Raw genomic sequence first — 23,183 nt, 5'->3', positions numbered from 1 at the left:
CTAGCTTGTGTTTCCGCAATCTCGGTGTGACATTGCACCGAGCAAAGCATTACAAAATGTGGGACCAGTGCTGAGGTCCTTTGATATTGCCTCATAAGCGTACCCTAGGCCATCACCTGGTCAGCAACCTGTTTGAAGAGATTAGATAATGGATGCTCGGGAAAACGTAAATAGAACAGATCGCTACTAGCCAACTCCATCATTTCATCACAGTTAGGAAAGAGACCCGCCACATCAGTTTCATAGGTCTCGGCGATTTGCTGTGATAGTGCAGGAAAATCAGTGTTTTGTAGCACTCGGTTGATCACCATCAACATCTTCGGTACCTTTAACTTCCGAGAGAGATCGACCATCACTGCTGTACCTTGAAAGTCTTGTTTGTCAGGTCGCAAAACAATGACCAAAATGTTAGAGACTGCTATCGCCAGCAGTGTTTCTTCATTGAGTCCAGGATGGGTATCAATGAAGATATAGTCTAGATTTAGCTCTTTAACCAGATCTCGAAAGCCATCCCGTAGCAGCTTAACATCATATCCTTCCTGCAATACTCGCGTAATGTCTGCTAGCTCACTACTGGATGGGACTAGAAAAATTTCTCCTTGATTTTGTTTAACCTCAGGGGGGGTGATATCATGGGCGGCTTCGACGATGGTGCAATCTCCCCAGAGATAGTCATTTAAGGTCTGGTTCATCGTGTCTGGTTCAAGGCCAAACAAGATATGAATACCAGGTGACTGTATATCAGTATCAATGACAGCAACTCGGTGTCCGGTGCTTGCGATCACAGCTGCTAAATTTGCAGTTGTATTGGATTTACCAGTACCTCCTCGGTAGGAGTGAATTGCTACAACCTTAGCCATTTTATTAATTTTAAAATTAGGATAGTGCGTGTAGAAAAACTACCATAACTTATAAATACCCTGGGCGATTACGGCGATCTCTTAACAATCTTCCTCAGAAAAACGAAGGTTATCAGCCTCTGCCATTAAATGCTGAAAGTAATCAGTCTGAGCAATCTTTTTAACTTCTCGGCGTCGTTTGGTTTGGTCAATCTCGATTTGCAGCTTTTTGATCTGTTGCTTTAAAGCGTCTTCCGCCTGTTTCCGTTCAGTAATCTCCTGAACAATGCCTTCATAGTACAAAACTTGTCCAAGGCTATCTTTCACCACTCGACTATTTTCTTCAATCCAGATTGTCCGACCATCCTGGCAATAGCACTGGTATTCAAATTCTTTTAACTGGCCCTTGATTCTAAGCGTTTTTTCATAGGTTATCTGTATCTGTGGGTCAACAAAGCGTTTTGCCCAGATCGAAGGCACCTGACGGATCATTTCGACCGGTGATTTATATCCATATATCCGGGCCATGGACGGATTGACTCGAATATAGTCCCCTGTGGATGTTGTTTGAAAAATGCCCTCTAAAGCATTCTCGAAAATACTGCGATACCGTTCTTCTGCCAGCTTCAGTGCTTCTTCTGCTTGCTTTTGAGCGGTCACATCTTGCATTGCCATGAGAATGGCTGGCTCATCTTTAAAAATAAACGGACATAATGAAACCATCGCCCAAAAGTGCTCACCCTGTGCCCGCACACACGCTATTTCTCCTTCGAAAGTCTGTTGATTCAGTAATGCTGCAATGATTTGCTCACGATCGGCTCGATTTACATAAAAGTCTGTTGTTTTTCGACTGAGAATCTCTTCAAAGGAAATTCCTAGAATTTCACAGGTTTTAGCATTGGCATATAGAAATTTACTCGTTGCAATGCAACCAATGCTTAAGCCAACGGGCGAGGATTCTGCAATTAGCTGAAACTGTTCTGTAATCTGCTGTTTAGCGATGATAGCTCGTCGGTATAAATCAGACTCAACGGTCTCAGCATGAACTGTTGACGTTTCTAAAATCAGTTCTAAATCCTGTTTGTCTTCATAAACCTCAGCTAGAATCAAATCAGCATGCTCACTCACATTTTCCAGCATTACTTCGAGATCTGCTTTTTCTTGCTTGACTTCTAGCAGCTGATTATCGGAATGCTCACTAGCATTTTCCAGCATCACTTCGAGATCTGCTTTTTCTTGCTGTATTTTCAGCAACTGGTGTCGTAAAACTTTCAGCTGTAATTTGAGGTTATTAGTCTCTGACTCCATTGGCGATGAAGCTGCCGTAATTTAAGTCATGGATCAAGCAGCCATCATGACTAGAAGTACTATATCACCGCCCAATATCGATACATTTATCAAAAGCGCAATATCAAAAGAGTGTATCAAAAGGTAAAGCTTGCAAAGAGATGATTCAAGATGTCCCTCAAAAAAAGTCTTCGCGGTAAAATTAGCACCTGTCACGTGTTAAGACCGCATACTGTCCTATCTCAACTTTTTGCGATCGCTGAAGGGATGAGCCAGTCTAGCACCATTGCTATTCAACAGTATCCATATTCAATCCATCCCGAGGAGCAGCAATGCCAACTTTATTTATAAAGACTCTAGGTAAAAGCAATACTATAAAATGACCCTGCTGCGTGTTCCTATTTTTCATTGTCTACGGTTTTGCCTATCTATCTGGATGTGTGGTGTCTGTGGTGGTTTGATTGCTGAGTCAGTACTGGCCCAAACCCGATATGCCCAGAGTGAGTTTCCAGAATCGATTGATATACAGCCATTGCCATCCGAGCGGATACTTGACATTCCGATTGATGTCGCACCATCCCCTGCTCTCCCAGGTACAGTGCCAGAAAGCATCGTGATCAGTGCTTTTGAGGTTATAGGCAGTACAGTCTTTAGTGAGTCAGACTTAGCAACGATTACAGCCCCTTATCTCAATCGTCCTCTCACCCCAGCTGAGTTGTTTGAGGTGCGTTCAGCCATTACGCAGCGCTATGTAGATCAGGGGTATGTCAATTCCGGTGCTTACATTCCACCCCAAACGTTGACCGATGGCATTTTGCAAATTCAAGTGCTGGAAGGTCAACTAACAGATATCAATGTCGACATAGTTGGGAGATTATCCCCCAACTATGTTCGTAGTCGGTTAGCTCTGGCTGGGTCTACACCGCTGAATTCAGAACGTCTGTTAGACGGGCTACGGCTACTACAGCTCGATCCTCTAATTCAGAACATTACGGCTGAACTAGCAACGGGGACTGAGCCGGGCACAAGTATTTTAGATGTAGAGGTGACAGTAGCGGATACATTTGACGTCGAGCTACGCACAGACAACAATCGTTCTCCCAGTGTCGGCAGCTGGCGACGGGGAATTGCCCTAACTGAAGGTAATTTGCTGGGCCAGGGCGATCGCATTGAGCTGGAGTACCTCAACACTAGCGGTAGTGATGAAGTCAAACTGGACTATACATTTCCCGTCAATGCTCGCAACGGCACCATCGGCTGGCAAACAAGCTTGTCCGATAGCTCAGTGATAGAAGACCCGTTTACGGTCCTGGATATTCAATCAGAATCACAAACCTATGGGGTATCTTTTCGTCAACCGCTGGTACAGACTCCCAACGAGGAATTGGCGTTAGGACTGAGGCTGACACACCAGCGCAGCAAGACAGATTTTTTGAGTGACGTAATTGGTGAGTCTGTCGGCTTTCCTTCCCCTGGGGCCGATGCGGACGGGCGAACCCGACTGTCAGCTTTGCGTTTTTCTCAGGAATGGACCCAAACGGGCAATCGTGAAGTGCTAGCGCTGTTTTCTGAATTTAGTCTGGGGCTGGATCTATTAGAGGCCACTGTTAATGACAATGCTCCCGACAGTCAGTTTTTTGCCTGGCGTGGGCAGGCCCAGTGGGTAAAGCTATTGGCTCCGGAAACTCTGCTGTTGCTCAAGGGCGGGCTACAACTGAGTGGTGATGATCTGCTGCCGCTAGAAGAATTTGGTCTTGGTGGACAGCAAACAGTGCGGGGGTATCGCCAAAATGTTTTGCTAACTGATAATGGATTTTCTCTGTCAGGGGAAGTGCGTCTGCCAGTGTTCCGTGCCCGTGAGATTAATGGACTGCTTCAGCTTGCACCCTTTGTAGATATGGGAGGTGGTTGGAATCATAATGGCACTAACCCAGATCCCAACGTATTGGTCTCAACTGGTGTAGGTCTACTGTGGCAACAGGGGGATCGCCTAACGGCTCGTCTGGACTGGGGGATTCCCCTGGTGGACATTGATAAACGAACATCGTCTTTGCAAGAAAACGGCCTTTACTTTGCCATTAACTATCGCCTTTTTTAACCGTTGTTCTTGACTATTGTTGCTAGATTCACGCTGGGTTTAATGCCATGGTTTCACTGAGTTTTCGGCCCCTGAAGCGATTATTTTTAGCCCCCTGGCAGCACCGTTGGCGGCGTCTACTTTTAGGATTTATGACAGCGTTGCTATGTGCTGTATTTTTGCCAGCAGGATTGGTCAGGGCAGATTTTCGAGGACCAAAGGAGCAGCTGCATGCAAACTCACAACAAAGTCGCGACCTGTTTGAAGCTGGTGCCTACAGCGAGGCAATTGCACAACTCCAACAAGCGGTTGAGCTTTACCAAAATAATGGTGACAATCTCAATCAAGCCCTGGCCCTAAGGAATCTGGCCTTTGTTTATCAACAGTTGGGGCGTTGGTCCGAGGCCAGACAGACGATTTCCAGGGGGTTAGAGGTCATTGATCAGCTATCAGCAGCGGAGCGCTCACCAATCTTGGCCAGGATTCTAGATATACAGGGCCATTTGTATCTCAGTCAGGGTAAGGCATTAGACGCTTTACAAGCATGGCAATCGGCCACTGAGATTTACGACCAACTGGGCGATGAAGATCGAAGGCTGCGTTCCATACTGACCCAGGCCCAAGCATTACAGGCTATGGGGCACTATCGACGTGCCATTGTCACCCTGAGTGATTTGACAGAGGCCCTCGCTGACCAGCCCGATTCCGAAATTAAGGCAACAGGACTGCAGATGTTGGGTGAAGCTTTGCGTGTGGCTGGCGATCTGGAACAGGCTGAGACAGCATTACAAACCAGTTTAAGGATGGCCCAACAATTGGGCCTATCGCAATTGATCGTAACCATTCAGGTGAGCTTGGGGAATACGGTTGAAGCCCGAGGACAGTTAGAAACTGCCCAGCAATACTATCAACAGGCTGTTAACCAATCGGCAGAACCCATTACTACCATTCAGGCCCAGCTGAGTGAACTGGCGGTTTTGATCAATACCCAACAATGGCAGCGAGCAGAATCACTGGCGCGACAAATTCAGCCATCACTAGAAGGGTTGCCCTCCAGCCAGGCCGTTGTCTATGCCAAAATCAACTTGGCAGAGAGTCGTCTCAAAATTAGCCAACGTAATGCTCGCTTAGAAAAAGTTCCAAGATACTTGGGAGCACCCCACTCAACAACCGTGCCCAGTACCTATACCCGCGATAATCTCGATTTGGTTGATTTGTTTATTGATCGCTCCATCGACTCTATCAAAGAGACTCCTTTAGCACCCGATAACGGGTTCGAAAGTAGGACTATCCCAGATGCATCAACCTACACCCGTAACAATCTCAATTTGGTCGAACAGTTTTTAGGAGGACGCTCATCTGCCACAACAGTTCGTGGACCAGCAACAGCTATTGATGCTGATACTTATACCCGTGATAATCTCAGTCTGGTCGAACAGTTTTTAGGAGAGAATGGGAGTGTTCCCCAGACAGCACCTGCATTAGAAGTACCCAGGCAAACACCGTCAGCCAATGCTCAAGCAGATATTATCCAATTGCTACAGCTGGCTCAAAAGGATGCTAAAGCACTGGGAGATTTACGCTCAGAGTCCTATGTCCTGGGTAGTTTAGGGCATCTATATGAACAGGCGCAACAGTGGCAAGAGGCCGAAGTTTTTACCCAAAAGGCGCTGCTGATTTCCCAAAGCCTGGATGCCCCAGAAATTTCCTACCGTTGGCAGTGGCAACTAGGGCGGATTTTCAAGGCAAATATTCCTCAAAGCAGTTCCAAACATCCCCAAAACCCCAACTACACTAAAGCCGTTAAGGCCTATAGTGAATCGATCAAAACCCTACAACTGCTGCGTAGCGACCTGGTCTCGATCAACCCTGAGGTGCAAACGGCTTTTCAAACTGGTGTGGAACCGATCCATCGTGAACTCGTTAGCCTACTGCTGGTGGACACAACAGTCCTACCTGAAAACCTTGAAAAGGCAAGGACTGTAATGGAGTCTCTACAGCTGGCAGAACTCGATAATTTCTTTAGGGAAGCTTGTCTATCGGCTAACCCAGTGCTGATTGATCAAATAGATCAACAGGCAGCCGTTGTCTATCCAATTATTTTGCCGGAGCGACTGGATATAATTGTGCGCTTACCTGGTCAATCTCTTCGCCATTACAGCAGCACTGTCTCTGAGTCCCAATTAGAGGCGACCGTGTTAGACCTACGACAAGCCCTGGTTCAAAGGACCAGTCAGCGCTATTTGGAGCTTTCTCAACAGGTATATGATTGGCTGGTGCAGCCCTTGAGCACAGATTTAGAAAATAGCGATGTCAATACCCTGGTATTTGTCTCTGATGGGGTCTTGCGAAATGTACCCATGGCGGCACTCTACGATGGTCAACGGTACTTGATGGAACGCTATGCCATTGCCTTGACTCCAGGACTGCAACTGCTAGAGCCCACCCCAATTAAGCCTCAGAATTTGGGAGTACTCGCCGCTGGTTTGACAGAAGCACGTCAGGGATTTCCTTCACTGCCTAACGTGGCCCCTGAAATTGCCGAAGTTGAAGCCAAGCTCTCTGCCCAAAGGACCTTGCTCAATCAAGACTTCACCCGTGACACCTTTGCTAAGGCCATTCGGACAGCCAATGCACCGGTGATCCACTTAGCTACCCATGGTCAGTTTAGCTCCAATTTTGATGAAACCTTTATATTGACCTGGAATGACCGACTGAGTGTGCATCAACTTCGGGATCTCTTGCTGACCACTGGCTTAGACCAAACAACATCATCTGATGTCGTGGAGCTACTGGTGCTGAGTGCCTGTGAGACTGCTATTGGTGATCAGCAGGCAGCATTAGGATTAGCCGGTACTGCAGTCCGTTCCGGTGCAAGGAGTACCTTAGGGTCTTTATGGCAAGTCAGTGACGAAGCAACCGCTTTGCTGATTAGCCGGTTTTATGATGAGCTGATTTCTGGTGAAGTGACCAAAGCAGAGGCATTACGTCGTGCTCAGCTCTCAATTTTAGAAATTCCTCGCTTTCGACAGCATCCCTTTTTCTGGGCTCCCTACGTTTTGGTGGGTAACTGGTTATAAGAAGCTGTGAGCCGTTTGCTGCTACGGCTCAATTGCTCAGCTATGATTGATAGGCTGGATATCTACCCCAAGGGCAAAGTTTTGGAGAGCTAACATGGAAATAAAGGGTAAGGAGTATGAGGTTGTCTATGAGCAAGCGATTTCAACCGTAACTTTCAAAGGCGAACTAGCTCTGATGGGCATGGGGGAGTATCCACCAATTGCAAACTTGTTAGAGCAGTGTCTAGAAGATGCGACGAGCCAGGAACCCAGCCAACTGACGCTGGATCTGCGGGAGCTTAAATTTCTGAATAGTTCTGGCATTAACGTTATTTCGAAGTTTGTTATCAAAGTTCGTAGATCAGCTAAAGTTGCTATGACGATCAGGGGCTCTGACACGATTCCCTGGCAGGCAAAGTCTTTGGTAAATCTGAAGCGCCTGATGCCTGGGATGATTGTGGAGTTAGGCTAAAGAATACTCTTTAACTCTTTCTACTTAAGACACAATAGGGCTTCGAATCATATTTTTGGATAAGTCCAAGAGGTGATAGGGGTGTATTGTTCAGTAATCGGCTATAAATGAACAATATCTCTTTTATTAAAGTAATTGCATAGGTTTTGCCTGTCCTATCGCCTCCTTAATAGATTTTGGATATCCTTTGTACCTGTAGCTATGAGGACCAGTTGCTACAGGAGAGTAATCAATATTGTAATCAGGGACAACGATATTCAATGTACCTGGAATCAATCATTAATTTTTGCGATTAATTGCTAGAGCAGAAATAAAGCGTGATAAATAATAATCAATGCCTTTGCCTTTATGTTTAGTAGATAATATTGTTCTTGTAGAACTATTTAGGCAATGGTTATAAACCTTGTTCAAGGTCATAACCGAGGGTTTTCCGCAGAGAAAACTCAAGGTTTTAGTTTGGACGTGGTTTAGCATAAAAAATCTTCATCCTGTTCCCGAAATTTTGGGCCTGGTGTTGAATGGCCGAAGAAAATTCAAAATTGGGGACAACTTTAATAGTCATAGAAAAAGTACCTAGCGGGGGTCATCTACTCAAATCATGCTTAATCGCACATCTGAGCAACAAATGCACCGCATTCGGTGGATGCTCACCATCGGCTGGTTATTGATTATCTTTTCTCTCTTTTATGATCCTCTAACGTCGTGGTTGACTGACCCAGCTAATACCATTAGTCCAATTCGTCTTGATTCAACTGTCTGTGTCAAGGTGCAAGGGGACTGTTTAGTAGAACAGCCCTATCCTATTGGCGCAAGAGTATTTTGGGCAGCTGTTGTGCCTGCAGGTATTTTTATTCTGTTTATACTTGGCCATGAGTTCTGGCGACGGATTTGTCCCCTTAGCTTTCTCTCACAGATTCCGCGTGCCCTAGGATTACAGCGGTATCGGATCCGAGTAAATGCAAAAACAGGTAAAACCCGTAAAGAATTGGTCAAGGTGGCTAAGAATTCCTGGTTGTCGAAAAATTATCTTGCCCTACAATTTGGATTATTTTATCTGGGTTTATGTACCCGTATTTTGTTTGTCAATTCTGATCGCCTTGCCCTTGGCATATTTCTCGTAGCAACCATTATTGCCTCAATTTACGTAGGCTACTTATTTGGAGGCAAAGCATGGTGTCAGTATTTTTGTCCAATGGCTCCAGTTCAAAAGATTTACAGTGAGCCAAGAGGATTGTTGAATAGCGCTGCCCACGTTGATGATCGTCAAAAGATTACCCAGTCGATGTGTCGCACGGTTACTCAAGAGGGTAAGGATAAACCGGCCTGTGTGGCCTGCCAAGTGCCTTGTATTGATATTGATTCTGAACGTTCGTATTGGGAATTAATTACCCGTCCAGATCAACGCTGGCTATACTACGGTTATTTCGGCCTTACTGTTGGCTTCTATGTCTACTACTATCTCTATGCTGGAACTTGGGATTATTACTTTTCTGGTGTGTGGACCCATGAAGAGCAGCAACTAGCCACACTTCTCAATCCAGGATTTTATATTGCGGGTCACGCAATTCCCATTCCTAAGTTAATAGCTGTACCCCTGGCATTAGGGAGCTTTGGTTTAGGTAGTTACTGGATTGGTGATCAATTAGAGAAACGTTTAAAGGCCTATTTTCTGAAACGGAAGCGGCCAACGAGTATAGAACTCATTCGGCACAAGATGTTTACGTTCTACACATTTTTGGTTTTCAACGTATTTTTTATGTTTGGGGCGAGGCCTAATTTACGCTTGTTGCCGATTCCTGGTCAGTATCTGTTCACGTCAGTCATTGCTATTTCTAGTGGTTTATGGCTGTATCGTACATGGCCACGGACACCGGCTTTATATCAGCGTGAGGGGCTAGCCAGTCGATTACGGAAACAGTTACGCAAGATCAATCTAGATGTGGGTAAGTTTTTAGAAGGGCGTGCTCTGGATGACCTGACTGCGAATGAAGTATATGTGCTGGCAAAAGTCTTACCTGGCTTTACCCATGACAAACGATTGCAGGCGTATCGGGCTATTTTGCAGGAAAGTCTAGAAGAGGGTGCAATGACCTCAGCCACTAGTTTGGATCTACTCCAAAATATGCGACGGGAACTAGAAATCACTGATGAGGAGCATGGTGCTTGTTTAGCAGATGTTGGCATTGATGATCCGGACTTGCTAAATCCCGATCGTCAGCAAAGTCGAGAAGATTGGCTGCGCCTGGAGGGGTATCGCCTGGTGCTGGCGAAAGTTTTTGGCGATCGCAGACGCCCAGCTCAGGGATTAGGTGCAGATTTGCTGGCTGTGGCCGGTGATCGAAAATCCCTAGACTCAGTTCAAGATCTATCCTTAGATGCACCGGATGAGGCACTGTCGTTAGAGGATAAAAAGGTAATTCAGCAGAGTCGAGAGGACTATGGGATCACCCCCGAAGAAGAAAATAAGCTGATGAATTCCTTATAATCTTGGCTATTTGTGCTTCTTCTCTATGTTAGGGACTATATGTCGGGGACTATTAAGCCTGGCCACGACAATCATCTTTTAGATGATGCATAATCTCGCGATGGATATCGCTGTTAACACGAGTACCTCGCTCCCCATCTTCTAGACGGATATCATCAACGTAATAGTTTAGGGTAAATCGGATATAGGTATGTCCTTCATCCTTCACCACACGTTCCATGCGCACCTCTGGTTCATGCCATGAGCTACGAGCTTGTTTAAAGCGATCTCGTAACCATCGGACTAGCTCTTTGACATAATCATCTAATCGAGTTTCTTCTTGAAGTGGATTTAGAATCTTTTGATGGAGCTTACGTGTGCGCCGTTTTAGCAGCTCAATTTTGCGTTCCCAAATTTCCAGCAATACATATTCATCCTCATCAGCCATGTTCGGGTCGCCCAGCCAAATGCGATACCACTTGCGCACTAGATGGATCAAGGAGTCAGGGTCTTTCGTTTCTCTGATTACAAATTTAGGCTGAATATGCTGCAAATTAAGAAATGACTGTTTACGCGTTTTTTGTTTAACGACCGTAAGACCCATCAGTTTTAGAATGTCATCATACTCAGTTTGTACCGTGTCAATTTCTTCCTGGGTTAGTCCGCCTTGTTCCACAAACTGTAACGTGATCATCATAGCGTTTAAGGCATCTTCAACCTCTTCTAATTTGTTGTTGACGGCATATTCAGCTAAGAGTCGCTGTATTCCATTTTCCTTTTTTTGGGCGAATTCATTTTCCCAGCCATAGTAGTTCTTGAGACAGGTTAGCTTAGACTCAATGTTACCTACAGTATCCGGGTGGGCCAGGAGAATCTCCTGCATAATCTTTTTGGTATGCTCCAGGTTACACTGTGGGTTGAATTCAATCGGTGTTGAGAAAAAAACAGGTTCAATGGGACGGCTCAAATTGGTGATTTTGTGACTTTGCATCACGCTGTTGGGAATGTAGACCTCTGTGTGAAGTTCAAACATGTAGATGTGGGTAACACGCACTCCAATTTTTCGCAGAATGCCCAAATGGCTGGACCCTTCACTACCGCTTTCTATGCGGAGTACATCACCGAACCGGAAGGGACTATCTATCAATAGGGCAATACCACTAAAAAAGTTGGCTAGAATGTCTTTAACTGCAAAGCCAATGATAAAGGCACTACCCCCTAGGGTTACCCAGGCACCGGTTAAGTTTAAGCCCAAACAAAGCTGTAAAATAAGGGCCCCACTCATTAAGATAATCATGACTGGAACAATTGCTTCTAGCAAGGGGAGTAGCACTTCATCCCACATTACCTCAGTGGTTTCAGCATAATCTTTGAGGTAATAGATCAGGACTTGTTTGAACAGGCGCAAGCACCAATAGCTGATGGTTAAAATGATGCAACCTAGCAGTAGACGCTGTAACCAATCAACAGTAGCCAAACTATTGGAATTTTGGGCTATCATTGCCAGGCCGAGCAGTACAAACAACGTTAAGCCTGGATAGGCAGATACATTCAGCGTTACCAATGCTATATCTCGCTCGAATCTGCGAAAATAAGACCGTAGCAGATGGAACAAGATCACATATAAACCGATTGCACCAAAGACGGTGATAACTAAGCTAAGAGCAATATAAAAGATATCTTGCAGGTAGTGATTTAACCGAGCTATCATAACATCGCTTATGCACAAGTATCCGTGGGCTACTCAGGGTGAGTATATAGTCTTAGTGCCATAAATATTCTAGTCATATAGTAGCTGGGCCATAGTGGTCACCAGGAAGCAGTCTGATTCTGGTGAATTTTGCTCAATTTTCCAACCCAGTTTTGTGTTGTAATTAATCAAGATAGTAATAAAACCGAGGCCAGAACTGAGGGCGTTTTCATGGTCTAAGTTTTTCTCCAGATGTTCTACGTATAGTTCGGTCAGATCTAATGTTGTGAGATCATGAATTAGCGACCTAAACGAGTCGATATTATTGATGTGGGCAGTATTGGTAACCGTGATAATTAACCGATCAGAATAGTGGTATAAGGCCATCTGTACAGGTTGTTGAGCTGCTGTACAAGAGAATTTAAATGCATTCTCCAATAGCTCATTAGTAATGTATCGAGCTGCATCAGTTATTTCCGTGCGTCGGTGCAGCTGCTCAGATCGAGCGTTTTCAATTGGGAAAAAAATTGATATGTATTCTGAAACGAATTTGGCGGATAGATTGCTATTGGGCCAAAACTTTCGCTGTTTTACTAGTTCTACCGGAAAATCGATTTTGACACATAGATTCTCGTTATGAAGCTCGCTAGCGAACTGGCCAAATGACTCAGACATTGATGAAGTGGGTGAAGCCATAGTTTCAGGTCTCTCCCATCTATCTTTTCTTGAGGATTAGTAGCGTAATGTCATCTAAGATTTTCTGCTGACCAATATGATTGGCCACATCTTGAATAACAGCTGCTCTAATTTCTTGTGCCGTTCGCTGATAATTGCTCATAATGACATTACACAGTCGGTTTAAGCCGTAAAACTCTCGATCTATATTTCTCGATTCGGTAATCCCGTCAGTGTAGAGTACTACCACGTCGTTGGGCTCTAAATGAATTTGGGTATGTGCCAGAAAATCATCAATGTCTTCTTCGAGGGCAATGGGAAAGCCTAAATTAACGGTATCAATTTGTTCTAGGGAACCATTGGCACGAACAATCAGCACATCTTCATGTTGACCGCTCAGGTATAAAGTGCCTTGTTTATAGTCCAATAAACTAAGGGTCATGGTTTTATCGGAATTGATCCGCTGCACATTGTGATAAATAGAACGGTTAAGGGCACTTAGAAACTCTTCAGGTTTGGTTTTGCCACTTTCTAATAGGGTTCTAACAGCGGTCTGCACCATAATCATGATTAATCCGCTTTCTAAACCATGGCCAGTGACATCACCAATCCCAATTTTAAGGTGTCCATTGCTATCTGATATGACGTCGTAGTAGTCCCCTCCCACATCATCACAGGGGTCCATGTACCCAGCAATATCTAGATCTTCAATCACCTGCAGTTCACGCTCAGGTGGCAAAATCATTTTCTGCAGACGGCGGGTGATGTCGAGTTCAGTTTGAATGCGCAGGTTTTCTGTCTTAAGCTTTTGGTTGAGAATAGTGATAGTGGTAGAGGCGGCCGCTCCCAAGGCTATAATCGGTGGTACTAGGGGAACCCACCCGCCTCGGAGCATGAGCAAAAAACAAAAAACGTAGAGACCAATAGCTACGCCCAACACCGCTAGGCTCAGTCGCCAGGGATGGCGAATGTACCAGGCTAGGATGCTGCCAACACCGGCCCAGACAACTACCCAAAGGGCTTCAACGGGAGTATGCCAAACCCAAATTAGCGGTCGCTGATCTAAAACGGCGCTCAAAATTTGGCTGGTGGACTGGGCATGAATTTCCACTCCAGGCATCTTTTGATCATCGCTTAGGGCCTGACTATAGGGGGTATAAAAGTCATCCCCTGCTTGAGGGGTCAAGTAGCCAATGAAAACGATGCGATCGCGAATCCAATCAGGGTCAACTCGGTCTGCCAAAACGTCCTCAAGGGTGACTTGTCGAGCAGAATTCTGCTCCGAGCGGTAGTTGAGCATAACCTGATAGCCTGCCGTATCTACCGTTTGATAACCGCTAAACTTAGATGTCAGTCTAGGAAAGGTTGTATTGCCTAATCGAAACTCTCCACGGTCAGTGAATTCTGGCTGGATGTCTTCATCGAGTAGGTAGTAAAAAGCAGTGCGTAGCCCTAGAGAGATAATGATTTCAGGACCGCTGCAAAGATGTCCTGGTTGGTTGGCCAGTCCCCCAGCAGGTGCAGGCGGAGTCATCCACAACAAGGTGCGTCGTAGCACACCGCCCGAGTCAACCACCAAATCTGCAAAACCAACAGATTCTTTGATGACACCGGGGGGGGGAGGTACCCCCAACGACTCTTGGTTACTAGCTTTGCAAACAGTAACAATATTTTCACTGGAGGTTAACCTCTCAAGCAATGCTTCTCGGCCTGGTTCTAAGGGCACATCGCGCATGATGTCCAGACTAATCACACGGGGAGAGTATTGTTCGAGCTTGGCTAAAAGTTGGTCAACTGTTTGATCTGCAAGGGGCCACTGATTCAGCCTCTGAATATCTTCTTCTGTAACCCCGACGATCAGCATTCTAGGATCTATACTTTCCTCGGGACGTAGACTCATAAAATGGTCATAGGCCCATAACTCTAATTTTTCGAGGCCTCCCAGGTGTCGAATCGCAAGGATAGACGAGGCAACAATTAAGCTGGTTAGCAGAACAGGCTGCCCTAATTGGATTAAATGCTTGGACAGTGGACGATCACGACCTTGCTTAACCAATGGCAGACGGCTCAATATTGTTTTTAGACCCTGAATAGGATATTTGAAGCTAACCAGTTTGATTCTCAATCCTCCTAATAGGTGTATTTAAGCTGTGCCGCCATTAAACTAGAATAAACTTGTCTATTACTATGAAGCTCTTGGTACAGTCTATTTCCCTTTAAGGATTTACAGGCCCTGGCTGACAAATTATTTCAAGTTATTCTGACGTTTGTGTAGACAGCACAAGATAACAAGACTATCTTAAAATTAATATTAGTTGATTTACAGAAGATTCTATTGCTAAACGCATATTAAGCTTTTTAGACCACATTTGTTACCGATGGCCAATATTTGCCAATGAAGAGGTTACAAAAGGTTGTTTTAACTCAGTTAGGAACTATATTCCCTGTTAGGATTTCTCCAGCGCTTTTAACTCTCCTGAGTGTAACTATTTGAACTTATCGATATGAATCGTATGCTGCTGAGTAATCTGGGTGCTTATCTGATAGGGGTAACCCTTGGCCTGTCCATTACAGTTGGCACGATGACGCCTGCATGGGGCCAGAGACGTCTAGATTTTCAGCCTACTCAGACGGGAGCTCCGGGGAATCGTGAGTCAGGTGCAAATCGTAGCGGTGCCTGTACTCAGAGCGAGCAAGGGCTAGTAGCGTTGATGCCGGACAATAATCTGGCGCAAACTGCTGCATCTCATCCAGTTGTGTATGCTTATTTCCCGGCAAGTACAGCTCAGTTTGCAGAATTTACTCTTTATGAAGAAGGTTCTGACGAACTAGTTTATGGAGCCTTATTTAATGTTACTGGCAACTCAGGTTTAGTCAGAGTTGACGTACCCGCTCGGGCCACAGTGTCACCATTGCGGACAGGACAGCGCTATTACTGGTATCTTTCGTTAATTTGTAATGTTCGAGAGCGCGCTAGCGATATGACTGTGCAGGGTAGCTTTGAGCGTGTTAGTGGTGGGAATGTAAATCAGCAACTGCAAGGTACTTCTGTTAGTCAGCAGCCATTTGTTTATGCAGAAGCAGGACTATGGCCAGAAACCTTAAATAGCCTCATGGAGGCGAGCCGGACTAACCGTGCGACTGCTGAGCAAAATCTTAAGGATCTGTTGCAATCGGTGGGCTTAGAAACTCTGGCGAATGAATCATTAATACCTTAAAGCATGGATAGGCTTCTCAGACTTTATGTCAGGCTATGTAATATAGGCCAAACCATGGCAAATCGAGCAACTAAAGTCATCCCAAGGACCAGCAACGCCATAAGTCCTTTGCAACCTTGTGGCCGCAATATCACATCGAGAATCCATTGAAATGTATCGAATGTTTGGTATGGAAGATCTTCTCCAGGAATACCCCAATTAACCCAAATAGAGTAAATGGGGGTATTGTTCCTATTTACTCTGGCTTATGGAGCAGGTGTTTGTGTTTTCTCAATCAATTACCCTTGAAGTAACAATATAAACAGCTAGAAACAGAGTCAACGGAATGCCTTGAAGGGCCACACGGGTAAAAACTCAAAAATTTTATTGGCGTTGAGAAACACTCTTTATGTGGGCTAAGGCCAGTAATGTGTTAAGGGCTAAAAAACAATAAATATTATGGTTTAGCCCCTTAATCTCGAAGTAGTTGCTTCATGGATTACTGCAAATGTTCAATGAAAATTTATACTCGAACGAGATATTCTAGGTGATATTGTTCATAGCTTTGTATCGTGATCTGTGTTGAAGTACTGATTTCCCTTTAAAGAGGCTATGGTTCTTCATACTGGAAGCGATTCATCTAAGGGGACAAGTGGCTTTAATTTTAGTGATTCAGCTATAGCATTGAGAGCACAATAGTTTTGATGCCCAGTGAATTGGTATTCAATTACTCATTTTGACTGGATGATTTCAACTACAGCTGCTCGAATTAGCTTTTGTATAAGCTGAAAAATTGAGGCGTTATTTTTCCAAGTAAGATCCATCGAGTTTGGTCTGCATTTATAGAGCTTACGTGAATGCACGAGAATGTCAGCATTTATCAATGTTGATACAGCATTTTAGGATTAGTGGAGTATATGTCAATTTCTCAAGGCTTTCTAGCCAAGACTTGTAAGTACTTTATCTAATTAAAAGCGCTATCTTGTCAAAATTTGCTGTGGATAATCTCCTCGTTTTAACCATCCACTTTTGAGGATTTTTTTAGCAATGGGCCTCAGTATGAATTCAACTGTCGACAGCCTTCTCTCAGAATCTCTTTTAATAACAAACGGTGACGCCGTTTTGAATAAAGGGAGGCTACGTTTAACCGATGTATCCGACCCTTATACTAATCCCAATGACCAAAAGGGTACTGCTTTCTTACAAGTTGACGTAGGTCAGGCAGAATCTTGGGAAGCTTTCTTCACGTTTCAAGTGAGTGATTCTGGTGGAATTACTGATAAATTTCAGGATGTCGGTGTTTTAAACGGAGCCGATGGTCTTGTGTTTATGCTCCAAAGTAATGGAGCTCATGCACTAGGTGCATCAGGAGAAGGCTTAGGATATTTGGGCATTGATAATAGTTTTGCCGTTGAGTTTGACACTTGGGCAAATCCTAATAGATTAGACCCGAATAGTAATCATCTTAGCATCAATATAAATGGTTCTGTGCGGTCGATCAAGACCCAAAGTCTGCCAGGGACGGTTTTTGAGAATATCAGTGAAACACCTGTCAATGCTTGGGTTCAATATGATGGTGGCGAACGTGAGCTGAGCGTTTATGTCAGTGCTGATGAAGGTGATGATTATCCCTCACGCCCAGAAGATCCGAGTCTAACGATTGATTTTGACGATCCTGATGGAGATGGAGATGAGTCTGATCGCATTGATTTAGACTCTAGTTTTGGACAAGGTTCAAATTGGATTGGATTCGGTGCAGCCACTGGGGGTGCCTATGCCACCCATGAAATTTTAGATTTTGAATTCAATAAATCGTCATTGTCAGTTACAAAGGACTTTGTTATTGAAGGATCTGACAATCAACTTTTACCCTTCAATACCATAGCTTTAGGGCAGAATCGTCTACTAAGGTTTGAAGTAGAAAATAGTTCTAATCATGCTGTTACCTTTGACTTAGCTGACAATATTGTAGGTTCGGGGTTGGCGTTTAATTCTGGAACACTAGAGACATCTGATCCTGATATCACTTCGGTTCATATTAATAAGTTTGATAGTGATGAACTAGAATTAACGGCAACGTTAGCGGGTAATTCGACTGGCACATTTTTTGTTGAGGTACAGGCACTTTTGCCTGACGAACCGATTGTAGAAGTTCCGGTTGCAGCGCTTACAGGTATTGCTAGCGATGTAGCAACCTATGGGGGCAGGGTTTTAGACGGTTCGTTTTGGCTCTATGAATTGTTGATTACAGAAAAAATCGATACTGATAATGATCACCAAGTTGATCAGATTGTTTTAGAAGCAGAGGAATACACCAATACGGTTTCAGTGACTGAATCTGAAACGGGGATCACTGTAACAGATGAGGAAACTGTTCAGCTGGCATTTGGAGCAGTTGATGTGGCAAATGTTGGTGAGTTCTTCATTGTAGATGGCAGTATTGGAACTGGTTCAACCAACTGGGGTCCTTGGGGATGGGATGGGGTCAATACATCTGAAGCGGGTACTCTTCCTAATGGTGAGCTGTTTTTAAAATTTGTCGAAGATCCCGATTTTGATGTATTGGACGATCAAGGGGCTGTTGAGTTTTTCCAACAGTTTGTAGATGGCGTTGAACAGCTAGAGGACGGTAGCCTGAGAGTTGTCGGTGATGAGACTGTTCCAGATATAGCCGAAACGATAGACCTGGTATTTGGTGAGTTAGCCAATATTACAGCGGTATCTGCAGACGGCAAGTTAGATGGTCTTTCTGGCCCTGTCACAGTGGACACATCGATTTCTTCAGTTTTGACATGGAAGGGAAATGATGAAGACGGGATTAGCACCCTAATCTTTAACAATTGGGAAAATGGTGACAAAGTTACTATTAAGGAGCCCAGGCACCATAAAGGACGCCATAAAGGCTATAAAGACTACAGTTCTAAAAAGAGTAGAACGACATTTAGCCCGTTTGCCGATCTGATTGCCAGTTCTAACAATGCTGAAGAGACCTTGAAGGTTAAAGTTGACCTATCTAAGTCTAAAAAGCGCTCTGCCAAGGACTTTTTTGATGCTTCGGCAAATAAATTTAGCAGCAATATAGATGTCACAGTCAAAACTGGTAATGGTAAGGATAAGGTGACAGACTTTGGCTTGAGTGTGGGAGAGAGGCTCAACACTGGCAGAGGTAACGACACCTTAATCTTATTTAGTGGTGTGAATACCTATACGGGGGCAGGAAGAGACAAGGTTTATGTCCCAGTCGACTTTTTGCTTAATCCTCCTGACTCAGTTACATCGACTGGCGACGAATTAGCGTCTACGGTCAAAGACTTTAGTAAACGGCATGATAAAATCTTTTTGCAAACAACAGAGTTTACTATTGATGACTTTGTTTACTCTCATAATGCGGGTGATTTAGAAATTAGGCTTGGCAGCGATACCAGTGACCCAGGCAAGTTGATTTTGACCCTAGATCACACGCGGGTACGAAATCGCCATAACTTTGAGCGGATTGTTTCTGTAACGCCTGATTTGCCATTTCACACTGCTTTGGATGTCTAAAGCAAAGGTTTATAACTAAGGCAGGAACTGTCATTAGCCCCAGTCTCAATGTGCTTGTCTATTGAGGCTGGGGCATTGGCATTTAGAGGATAAGGGTAGTCCACAAAAATTGGACTGGTTTTAAGCTCATTGAGATCGCAAACAGCCATGGAGTGGTAGTTTGCAATCGCTCCATAGTTACTAAACGCTATAACTTAATAAATACTTACTAAGCAAAGACCCTATTCCCAAGGTTTTTCACGGTACACTTGTGCGCAAAGTCACTTCAAATCTACGCTAAAGGGTTTACAGCCATGCAGCAAGGTACGAAATTTGCATTCATGGGTATTGTAGCTGTTAGTCAATTGGCTGTAGGCAGTTTAAGTATTGTTGCTCCCGCCTATGCCCAGCTCATTCCAGATAATTCTCTAGGAATTGAAAGTTCTTTTATTACCCCTGATGTTCCTTTGGGTAATGGGTTCACGGATCGAATTGACGGAGGAGCAATTCGAGCTGGAAATCTCTTTCACAGCTTTTTAGAATTTAATGTGCAAAATGGTCAACAGGTACATTTTGCCAATCCAGCGGATATTGAAAATATCTTTAGCCGGGTAACTGGAGTAAACTCATCCAGTATTTTAGGTACCCTTGGCACATTGGGACAGGCTAACTTATATCTAATTAACCCCAACGGTATCCTCTTTGGCCCTGAGGCTCAGTTGGATGTGCGCGGCTCATTTGTTGGCACCACATCTAACGGCGTTACGTTTGACAACGGCTATATTTTTAGTGCCCTTAATCCGGATGTTCCCCCTCTGCTAGCAATTAACTCACCGATGGGGCTTAGCAGTTGGCTGCCTGCTACAGGAAATATTACCAATGAGGGCAATTTAACTGCGGGGCAAGACCTGACCCTGCAAGGGCTAAGTCTGAACCTGCATAATCAAATAAGCGCGGGGGAAAATTTAACGCTATTAGCTACAGATACACTAACGGCCAGGGATAGTGGCAGTCATTCATTTATCGCTTCAGCGGGTAACAATCTAACTCTGCAAGGTGACACGATTGATCTATATATTCTGCATCAGGCAGGCAGCGGCTTGACTGCAGGCAGTGATCTAACATTGATTTCACCCAATGCCATTCGAGCAGATGCTCACTTTATAACCGGTGGTGAATTTCAGGCCCAAGACCCTAATGGTAATCCAGCGAATGTATTCAGTCTAGAAGACCCGATTGTTTTAGCGGTGGGTAACGTGACCCTGGCGAACTACGAAGGCCCTTCACTGCATGTGTTAGCAGGGGGCAGCGTTCAATTGGGTGACGTCGTGATTACTGGTCCTGATACGGGAGCTAATACCATTAACCCGAATAACAATACGCTTGTTCCTGGGACAACAACTCCTTACAGTGCCCTCAGTAACGTGACATTATCTGATGGTGTAACAACATTAGAGATTAGTGGCAACACTCAGACTACGCTGGATGTGAGAGCTGGTGTTGACTGGAACCAGGCTCCGTTTACTGGAACACCCATCATTGGAACACCCACTGTTGAGCCCGCTGCTACAGTCACTGTAAATGATCCTGGTGGAACCCTTGGCTCTGACATTACTGTAGGTACTATCGGTATTGGACAACCCGGTGGATTGGTGTTGCTGACTAATCAGTATCAGCCCAATGCTAATTTACCCGCTGGGACGATCGAAGTAATTTCGATTACGGAGCAGTTTCCACCACCTGCCGGTCCCGGCACTAATATTGTTATCGATGCTCGGGGTGATATTTCTCTACCTTCATCTAGAGATATTAGATCATTTGGGACACCAGGAGGGAGTATTACCCTGCGAAGTGAAACAGCAATTCTGCAACCTCAAGATGATGCGGATATCGACAGTTTCTCTTTAGCTGGAACTGGAGGAGATGTTACTTTGGTGGCTCCAGTTATTAATTTGGGTGGTAATGCGTCTACTGTATTTTTCGGAGCCTTAGGCCCTGGTCAAGGAGGAGACTTTAATGTAGAGTCAGATTCATTTCAGTCTGACTTTTCTAGCATAGGGGCTATAACGATTGGCCCTGGTAATGCTGGAAATGTCAATATTGATAGTGATTCAATTTTCTTAGATGAAGTCCAGTTGCTCAGTGGAGTTCTAGCACCTGGGGCTTCAGGGAATTCAGGTGATGTCACTATCAATACCGATTTACTAGTTGCTATTAACGGCACTCGGATTGGTTCCTTAACGGCTGGTAATGGCAATGCAGGGAATGTGACTGTAACAGCTGATTCTATATCACTATCAGGTTTTAGAGTTGTACCTCCAACTAGTTTTGAAGCCACTGGCATTTTTAGTACCGTTGAACCCGGTGCAGTGGGTATGGGAGGAGACATTGATATCACCACCAACTCACTATCTCTGCAAAATGCAGCTCAAATCAGAACCAGTTCAGAAGCTATGGGAGATGCTGGTAATGTTGCTATCCGAGCGGAAGATATCACTATAGATGGAGCTGTTTTTATTCCAGAAATTTTAGCTATTCCGGATGCAATCCCCACCTTGCCGAGTGCTATCCTCAGCGAAATGTTTTTAGGTTCAGAGGGACAGGGGGGAGATATCAATATTGCTACCTCAACCTTAGCTGTTACTAGGGGGGGGACCATTAGCTCCAGTACTCAATCTGGTAAGGCAGGTAATGTCAGAATTACTGCTACTGAATCTGCTAGCTTTGATGGCCTGACCTCATTTGCTGAAGTTAATCAGGATGATAGAGCCAGTGGTGCTAGCGTTGAAACCTTGGAACAGGCAACTGGAGATGGTGGGGAGTTAGAAATTACAACCCCTAATCTTTTTGTTACTAATGGTGCTCAACTGGAAGCAACAACTGCAGGTGAGGGTAATGCTGGCAACATTGAACTGAATGTTACTGATACTGTTTTAGTAGATGGTGTTGACAGTGCTATTGAGGCTAGTACTACCCCTGACTCTACTGGGATGGGAGGAAGTGTGATTATTAATCCCCGTTTGGTACTGGTACAAAATGGAGGTCGAATTGCAGTTGATAGTGAAGGCACTGGCGAAAGTGGCAGCATTGCTATCACATCTGAACAACTTCGTTTAGACCAAGGGCTGATTTCAGCTGAAGCTGACAGTGCCGATGGTGGCAATATTACCCTTAATCTGGGGCCTATTTTGCTTTTGCGTAATGGCAGTAACGTTTCTGCCACTGCCGGGCGTGATCAGGGCTTTGGCAATGGTGGAAACGTTACCATTACGACTGCCGATGGTTTTGTGGTGGCGGTGGATACCGAAAATAGTGACATCACAGCCAATGCCTTCCTTGGCAACGGTGGGAATGTCACCGTAAACACCCAGGGGTTGTTTGGTATCGAGTTTAGGCCAGCCTTGACTCCCTTGAGCGATATTACAGCTAGTTCTGAATTTGGTCTTCAAGGTAGCGTCACAATTGACACGCCAGATGTTGATCCCAGTGATGATCTAGTACAACTTCCCACAGGGCTGGTCGATGCTTCCCGACTGGTTGCCCAGGGGTGTGGTGCGGGGGCTAGCGATATTGCAACTGCCCTGGGGGAATTTACGGTGACCGGTCGGGGAGGGTTGCCCCCATCGCCTGATCAGCTTAACCCTCAAAGCGACCTGGCAGTTTGGGAAACGTTAGATGATGTTCCAAACACCTCAATAACCACAGATCAAGGGCCTGTGACATCAACGGTCAACCATCAAGAGCCCAGGCAAATCACTGAGTTTCAAGGATGGATTGTAGATGACAATGGCGAAATTGTGCTGACGGCAGAAGCAACGTCTGTCACACCTCATAGTCCCTGGTATTCAGCATTTGCCTGTCAGACACAAGATTAAATGGCTTGAAATTAGCCATTACTTAT

The 23,183-nt window shown here is 44.8% G+C and carries 12 protein-coding genes; 7 read left to right on the top strand and 5 right to left on the bottom strand.

Features of this window, described 5'->3' with window-relative positions:
- Positions 1-104: 104 nt before the first annotated feature.
- Together U2F10_RS35915 and U2F10_RS35910 are read right to left on the bottom strand one after the other, a co-directional pair.
- The gene (locus U2F10_RS35915; protein ID WP_163665558.1) at positions 105-860 is read right to left on the bottom strand and encodes a MinD/ParA family ATP-binding protein; all 756 of its coding nucleotides are present in this window, start codon (positions 858-860) and stop codon (positions 105-107) included.
- A gap of 81 nt (positions 861-941) precedes the next feature.
- The gene (locus tag U2F10_RS35910) at positions 942-2,147 is read right to left on the bottom strand and encodes a PAS domain-containing protein (RefSeq protein ID WP_250564997.1); all 1,206 of its coding nucleotides are present in this window, start codon (positions 2,145-2,147) and stop codon (positions 942-944) included.
- Positions 2,148-2,505: 358 nt separating this feature from the next.
- On the opposite strand from U2F10_RS35910, the gene U2F10_RS35905 reads away from it, so the two are divergent.
- The 4 genes from U2F10_RS35905 to U2F10_RS35890 all read left to right on the top strand — a co-directional run bounded on the left by U2F10_RS35905 (position 2,506) and on the right by U2F10_RS35890 (position 10,219).
- A complete protein-coding gene (locus tag U2F10_RS35905; protein ID WP_163699543.1) occupies positions 2,506-4,224 on the top strand; it encodes a ShlB/FhaC/HecB family hemolysin secretion/activation protein in 1,719 nt (572 codons plus the stop codon).
- Between the two features lie 47 nt (positions 4,225-4,271).
- Positions 4,272-7,283 carry a CHAT domain-containing protein gene (locus U2F10_RS35900; protein WP_499874860.1) on the top strand — a complete coding sequence of 1,004 codons (3,012 nt, stop codon included), beginning with the start codon at positions 4,272-4,274 and terminating at the stop codon, positions 7,281-7,283.
- Between the two features lie 94 nt (positions 7,284-7,377).
- Entirely contained in the window at positions 7,378-7,734 is a 357-nt protein-coding gene (locus U2F10_RS35895; protein WP_163665554.1) for a slr1659 superfamily regulator, read from the top strand.
- A gap of 598 nt (positions 7,735-8,332) precedes the next feature.
- Positions 8,333-10,219, top strand: coding sequence for a calcium-binding protein (locus tag U2F10_RS35890; protein ID WP_499874859.1), 1,887 nt, complete (start codon positions 8,333-8,335; stop codon positions 10,217-10,219).
- A gap of 52 nt (positions 10,220-10,271) precedes the next feature.
- Here the strand turns inward: U2F10_RS35890 and U2F10_RS35885 are convergent, their stop codons facing one another.
- From U2F10_RS35885 to U2F10_RS35875, 3 genes are all read right to left on the bottom strand, one after another.
- A complete protein-coding gene (locus U2F10_RS35885; RefSeq protein WP_499874858.1) occupies positions 10,272-11,909 on the bottom strand; it encodes a mechanosensitive ion channel family protein in 1,638 nt (545 codons plus the stop codon).
- A 69-nt stretch (positions 11,910-11,978) separates the two neighbouring features.
- Positions 11,979-12,584 (bottom strand): slr1658 superfamily regulator, encoded by a 606-nt coding sequence (locus U2F10_RS35880; RefSeq protein WP_499874857.1) that lies wholly within the window; start codon positions 12,582-12,584, stop codon positions 11,979-11,981.
- A 19-nt stretch (positions 12,585-12,603) separates the two neighbouring features.
- The gene (locus U2F10_RS35875) at positions 12,604-14,619 is read right to left on the bottom strand and encodes a CHASE2 domain-containing protein (protein ID WP_499874856.1); all 2,016 of its coding nucleotides are present in this window, start codon (positions 14,617-14,619) and stop codon (positions 12,604-12,606) included.
- Positions 14,620-15,067: 448 nt separating this feature from the next.
- Here U2F10_RS35875 and U2F10_RS35870 point away from each other — a divergent pair, with 448 nt between their 5' ends.
- The 3 genes from U2F10_RS35870 to U2F10_RS35860 all read left to right on the top strand — a co-directional run bounded on the left by U2F10_RS35870 (position 15,068) and on the right by U2F10_RS35860 (position 23,157).
- Positions 15,068-15,781, top strand: a complete 714-nt coding sequence (locus tag U2F10_RS35870) for a DUF928 domain-containing protein (protein WP_499874855.1) — start codon at positions 15,068-15,070, stop codon at positions 15,779-15,781.
- A 1,038-nt stretch (positions 15,782-16,819) separates the two neighbouring features.
- Complete coding sequence (locus tag U2F10_RS35865; RefSeq protein ID WP_499874854.1) at positions 16,820-19,303, top strand: L-type lectin-domain containing protein; 2,484 nt, start codon at positions 16,820-16,822, stop codon at positions 19,301-19,303.
- A 293-nt stretch (positions 19,304-19,596) separates the two neighbouring features.
- On the top strand, positions 19,597-23,157 hold the full coding sequence (locus U2F10_RS35860) for a two-partner secretion domain-containing protein (protein ID WP_499874853.1): 3,561 nt from the start codon (positions 19,597-19,599) through the stop codon (positions 23,155-23,157).
- Positions 23,158-23,183 lie beyond the last annotated feature (26 nt).

The organism is Leptothoe sp. EHU-05/26/07-4, assembly GCF_043421015.1.
Lineage (GTDB): Bacteria > Cyanobacteriota > Cyanobacteriia > Phormidesmidales > Phormidesmidaceae > Leptothoe > Leptothoe turfae.
This window is presented reverse-complemented; position numbering and strand designations above follow the sequence as displayed.

Excerpts from the sequence above, each read along its gene's own strand:
- U2F10_RS35915 (WP_163665558.1), bottom strand. The coding sequence starts at position 860 with ATGGCTAAGGTTGTAGCAATTCACTCCTACCGAGGAGGTACTGGTAAA.
- U2F10_RS35910 (WP_250564997.1), bottom strand. The coding sequence starts at position 2,147 with ATGGAGTCAGAGACTAATAACCTCAAATTACAGCTGAAAGTTTTACGA.
- U2F10_RS35905 (WP_163699543.1), top strand. The coding sequence starts at position 2,506 with ATGACCCTGCTGCGTGTTCCTATTTTTCATTGTCTACGGTTTTGCCTA.
- U2F10_RS35900 (WP_499874860.1), top strand. The coding sequence starts at position 4,272 with ATGGTTTCACTGAGTTTTCGGCCCCTGAAGCGATTATTTTTAGCCCCC.
- U2F10_RS35895 (WP_163665554.1), top strand. The coding sequence starts at position 7,378 with ATGGAAATAAAGGGTAAGGAGTATGAGGTTGTCTATGAGCAAGCGATT.
- U2F10_RS35890 (WP_499874859.1), top strand. The coding sequence starts at position 8,333 with ATGCTTAATCGCACATCTGAGCAACAAATGCACCGCATTCGGTGGATG.
- U2F10_RS35885 (WP_499874858.1), bottom strand. The coding sequence starts at position 11,909 with ATGATAGCTCGGTTAAATCACTACCTGCAAGATATCTTTTATATTGCT.
- U2F10_RS35880 (WP_499874857.1), bottom strand. The coding sequence starts at position 12,584 with ATGGCTTCACCCACTTCATCAATGTCTGAGTCATTTGGCCAGTTCGCT.
- U2F10_RS35870 (WP_499874855.1), top strand. The coding sequence starts at position 15,068 with ATGAATCGTATGCTGCTGAGTAATCTGGGTGCTTATCTGATAGGGGTA.
- U2F10_RS35865 (WP_499874854.1), top strand. The coding sequence starts at position 16,820 with ATGAATTCAACTGTCGACAGCCTTCTCTCAGAATCTCTTTTAATAACA.
- U2F10_RS35860 (WP_499874853.1), top strand. The coding sequence starts at position 19,597 with ATGCAGCAAGGTACGAAATTTGCATTCATGGGTATTGTAGCTGTTAGT.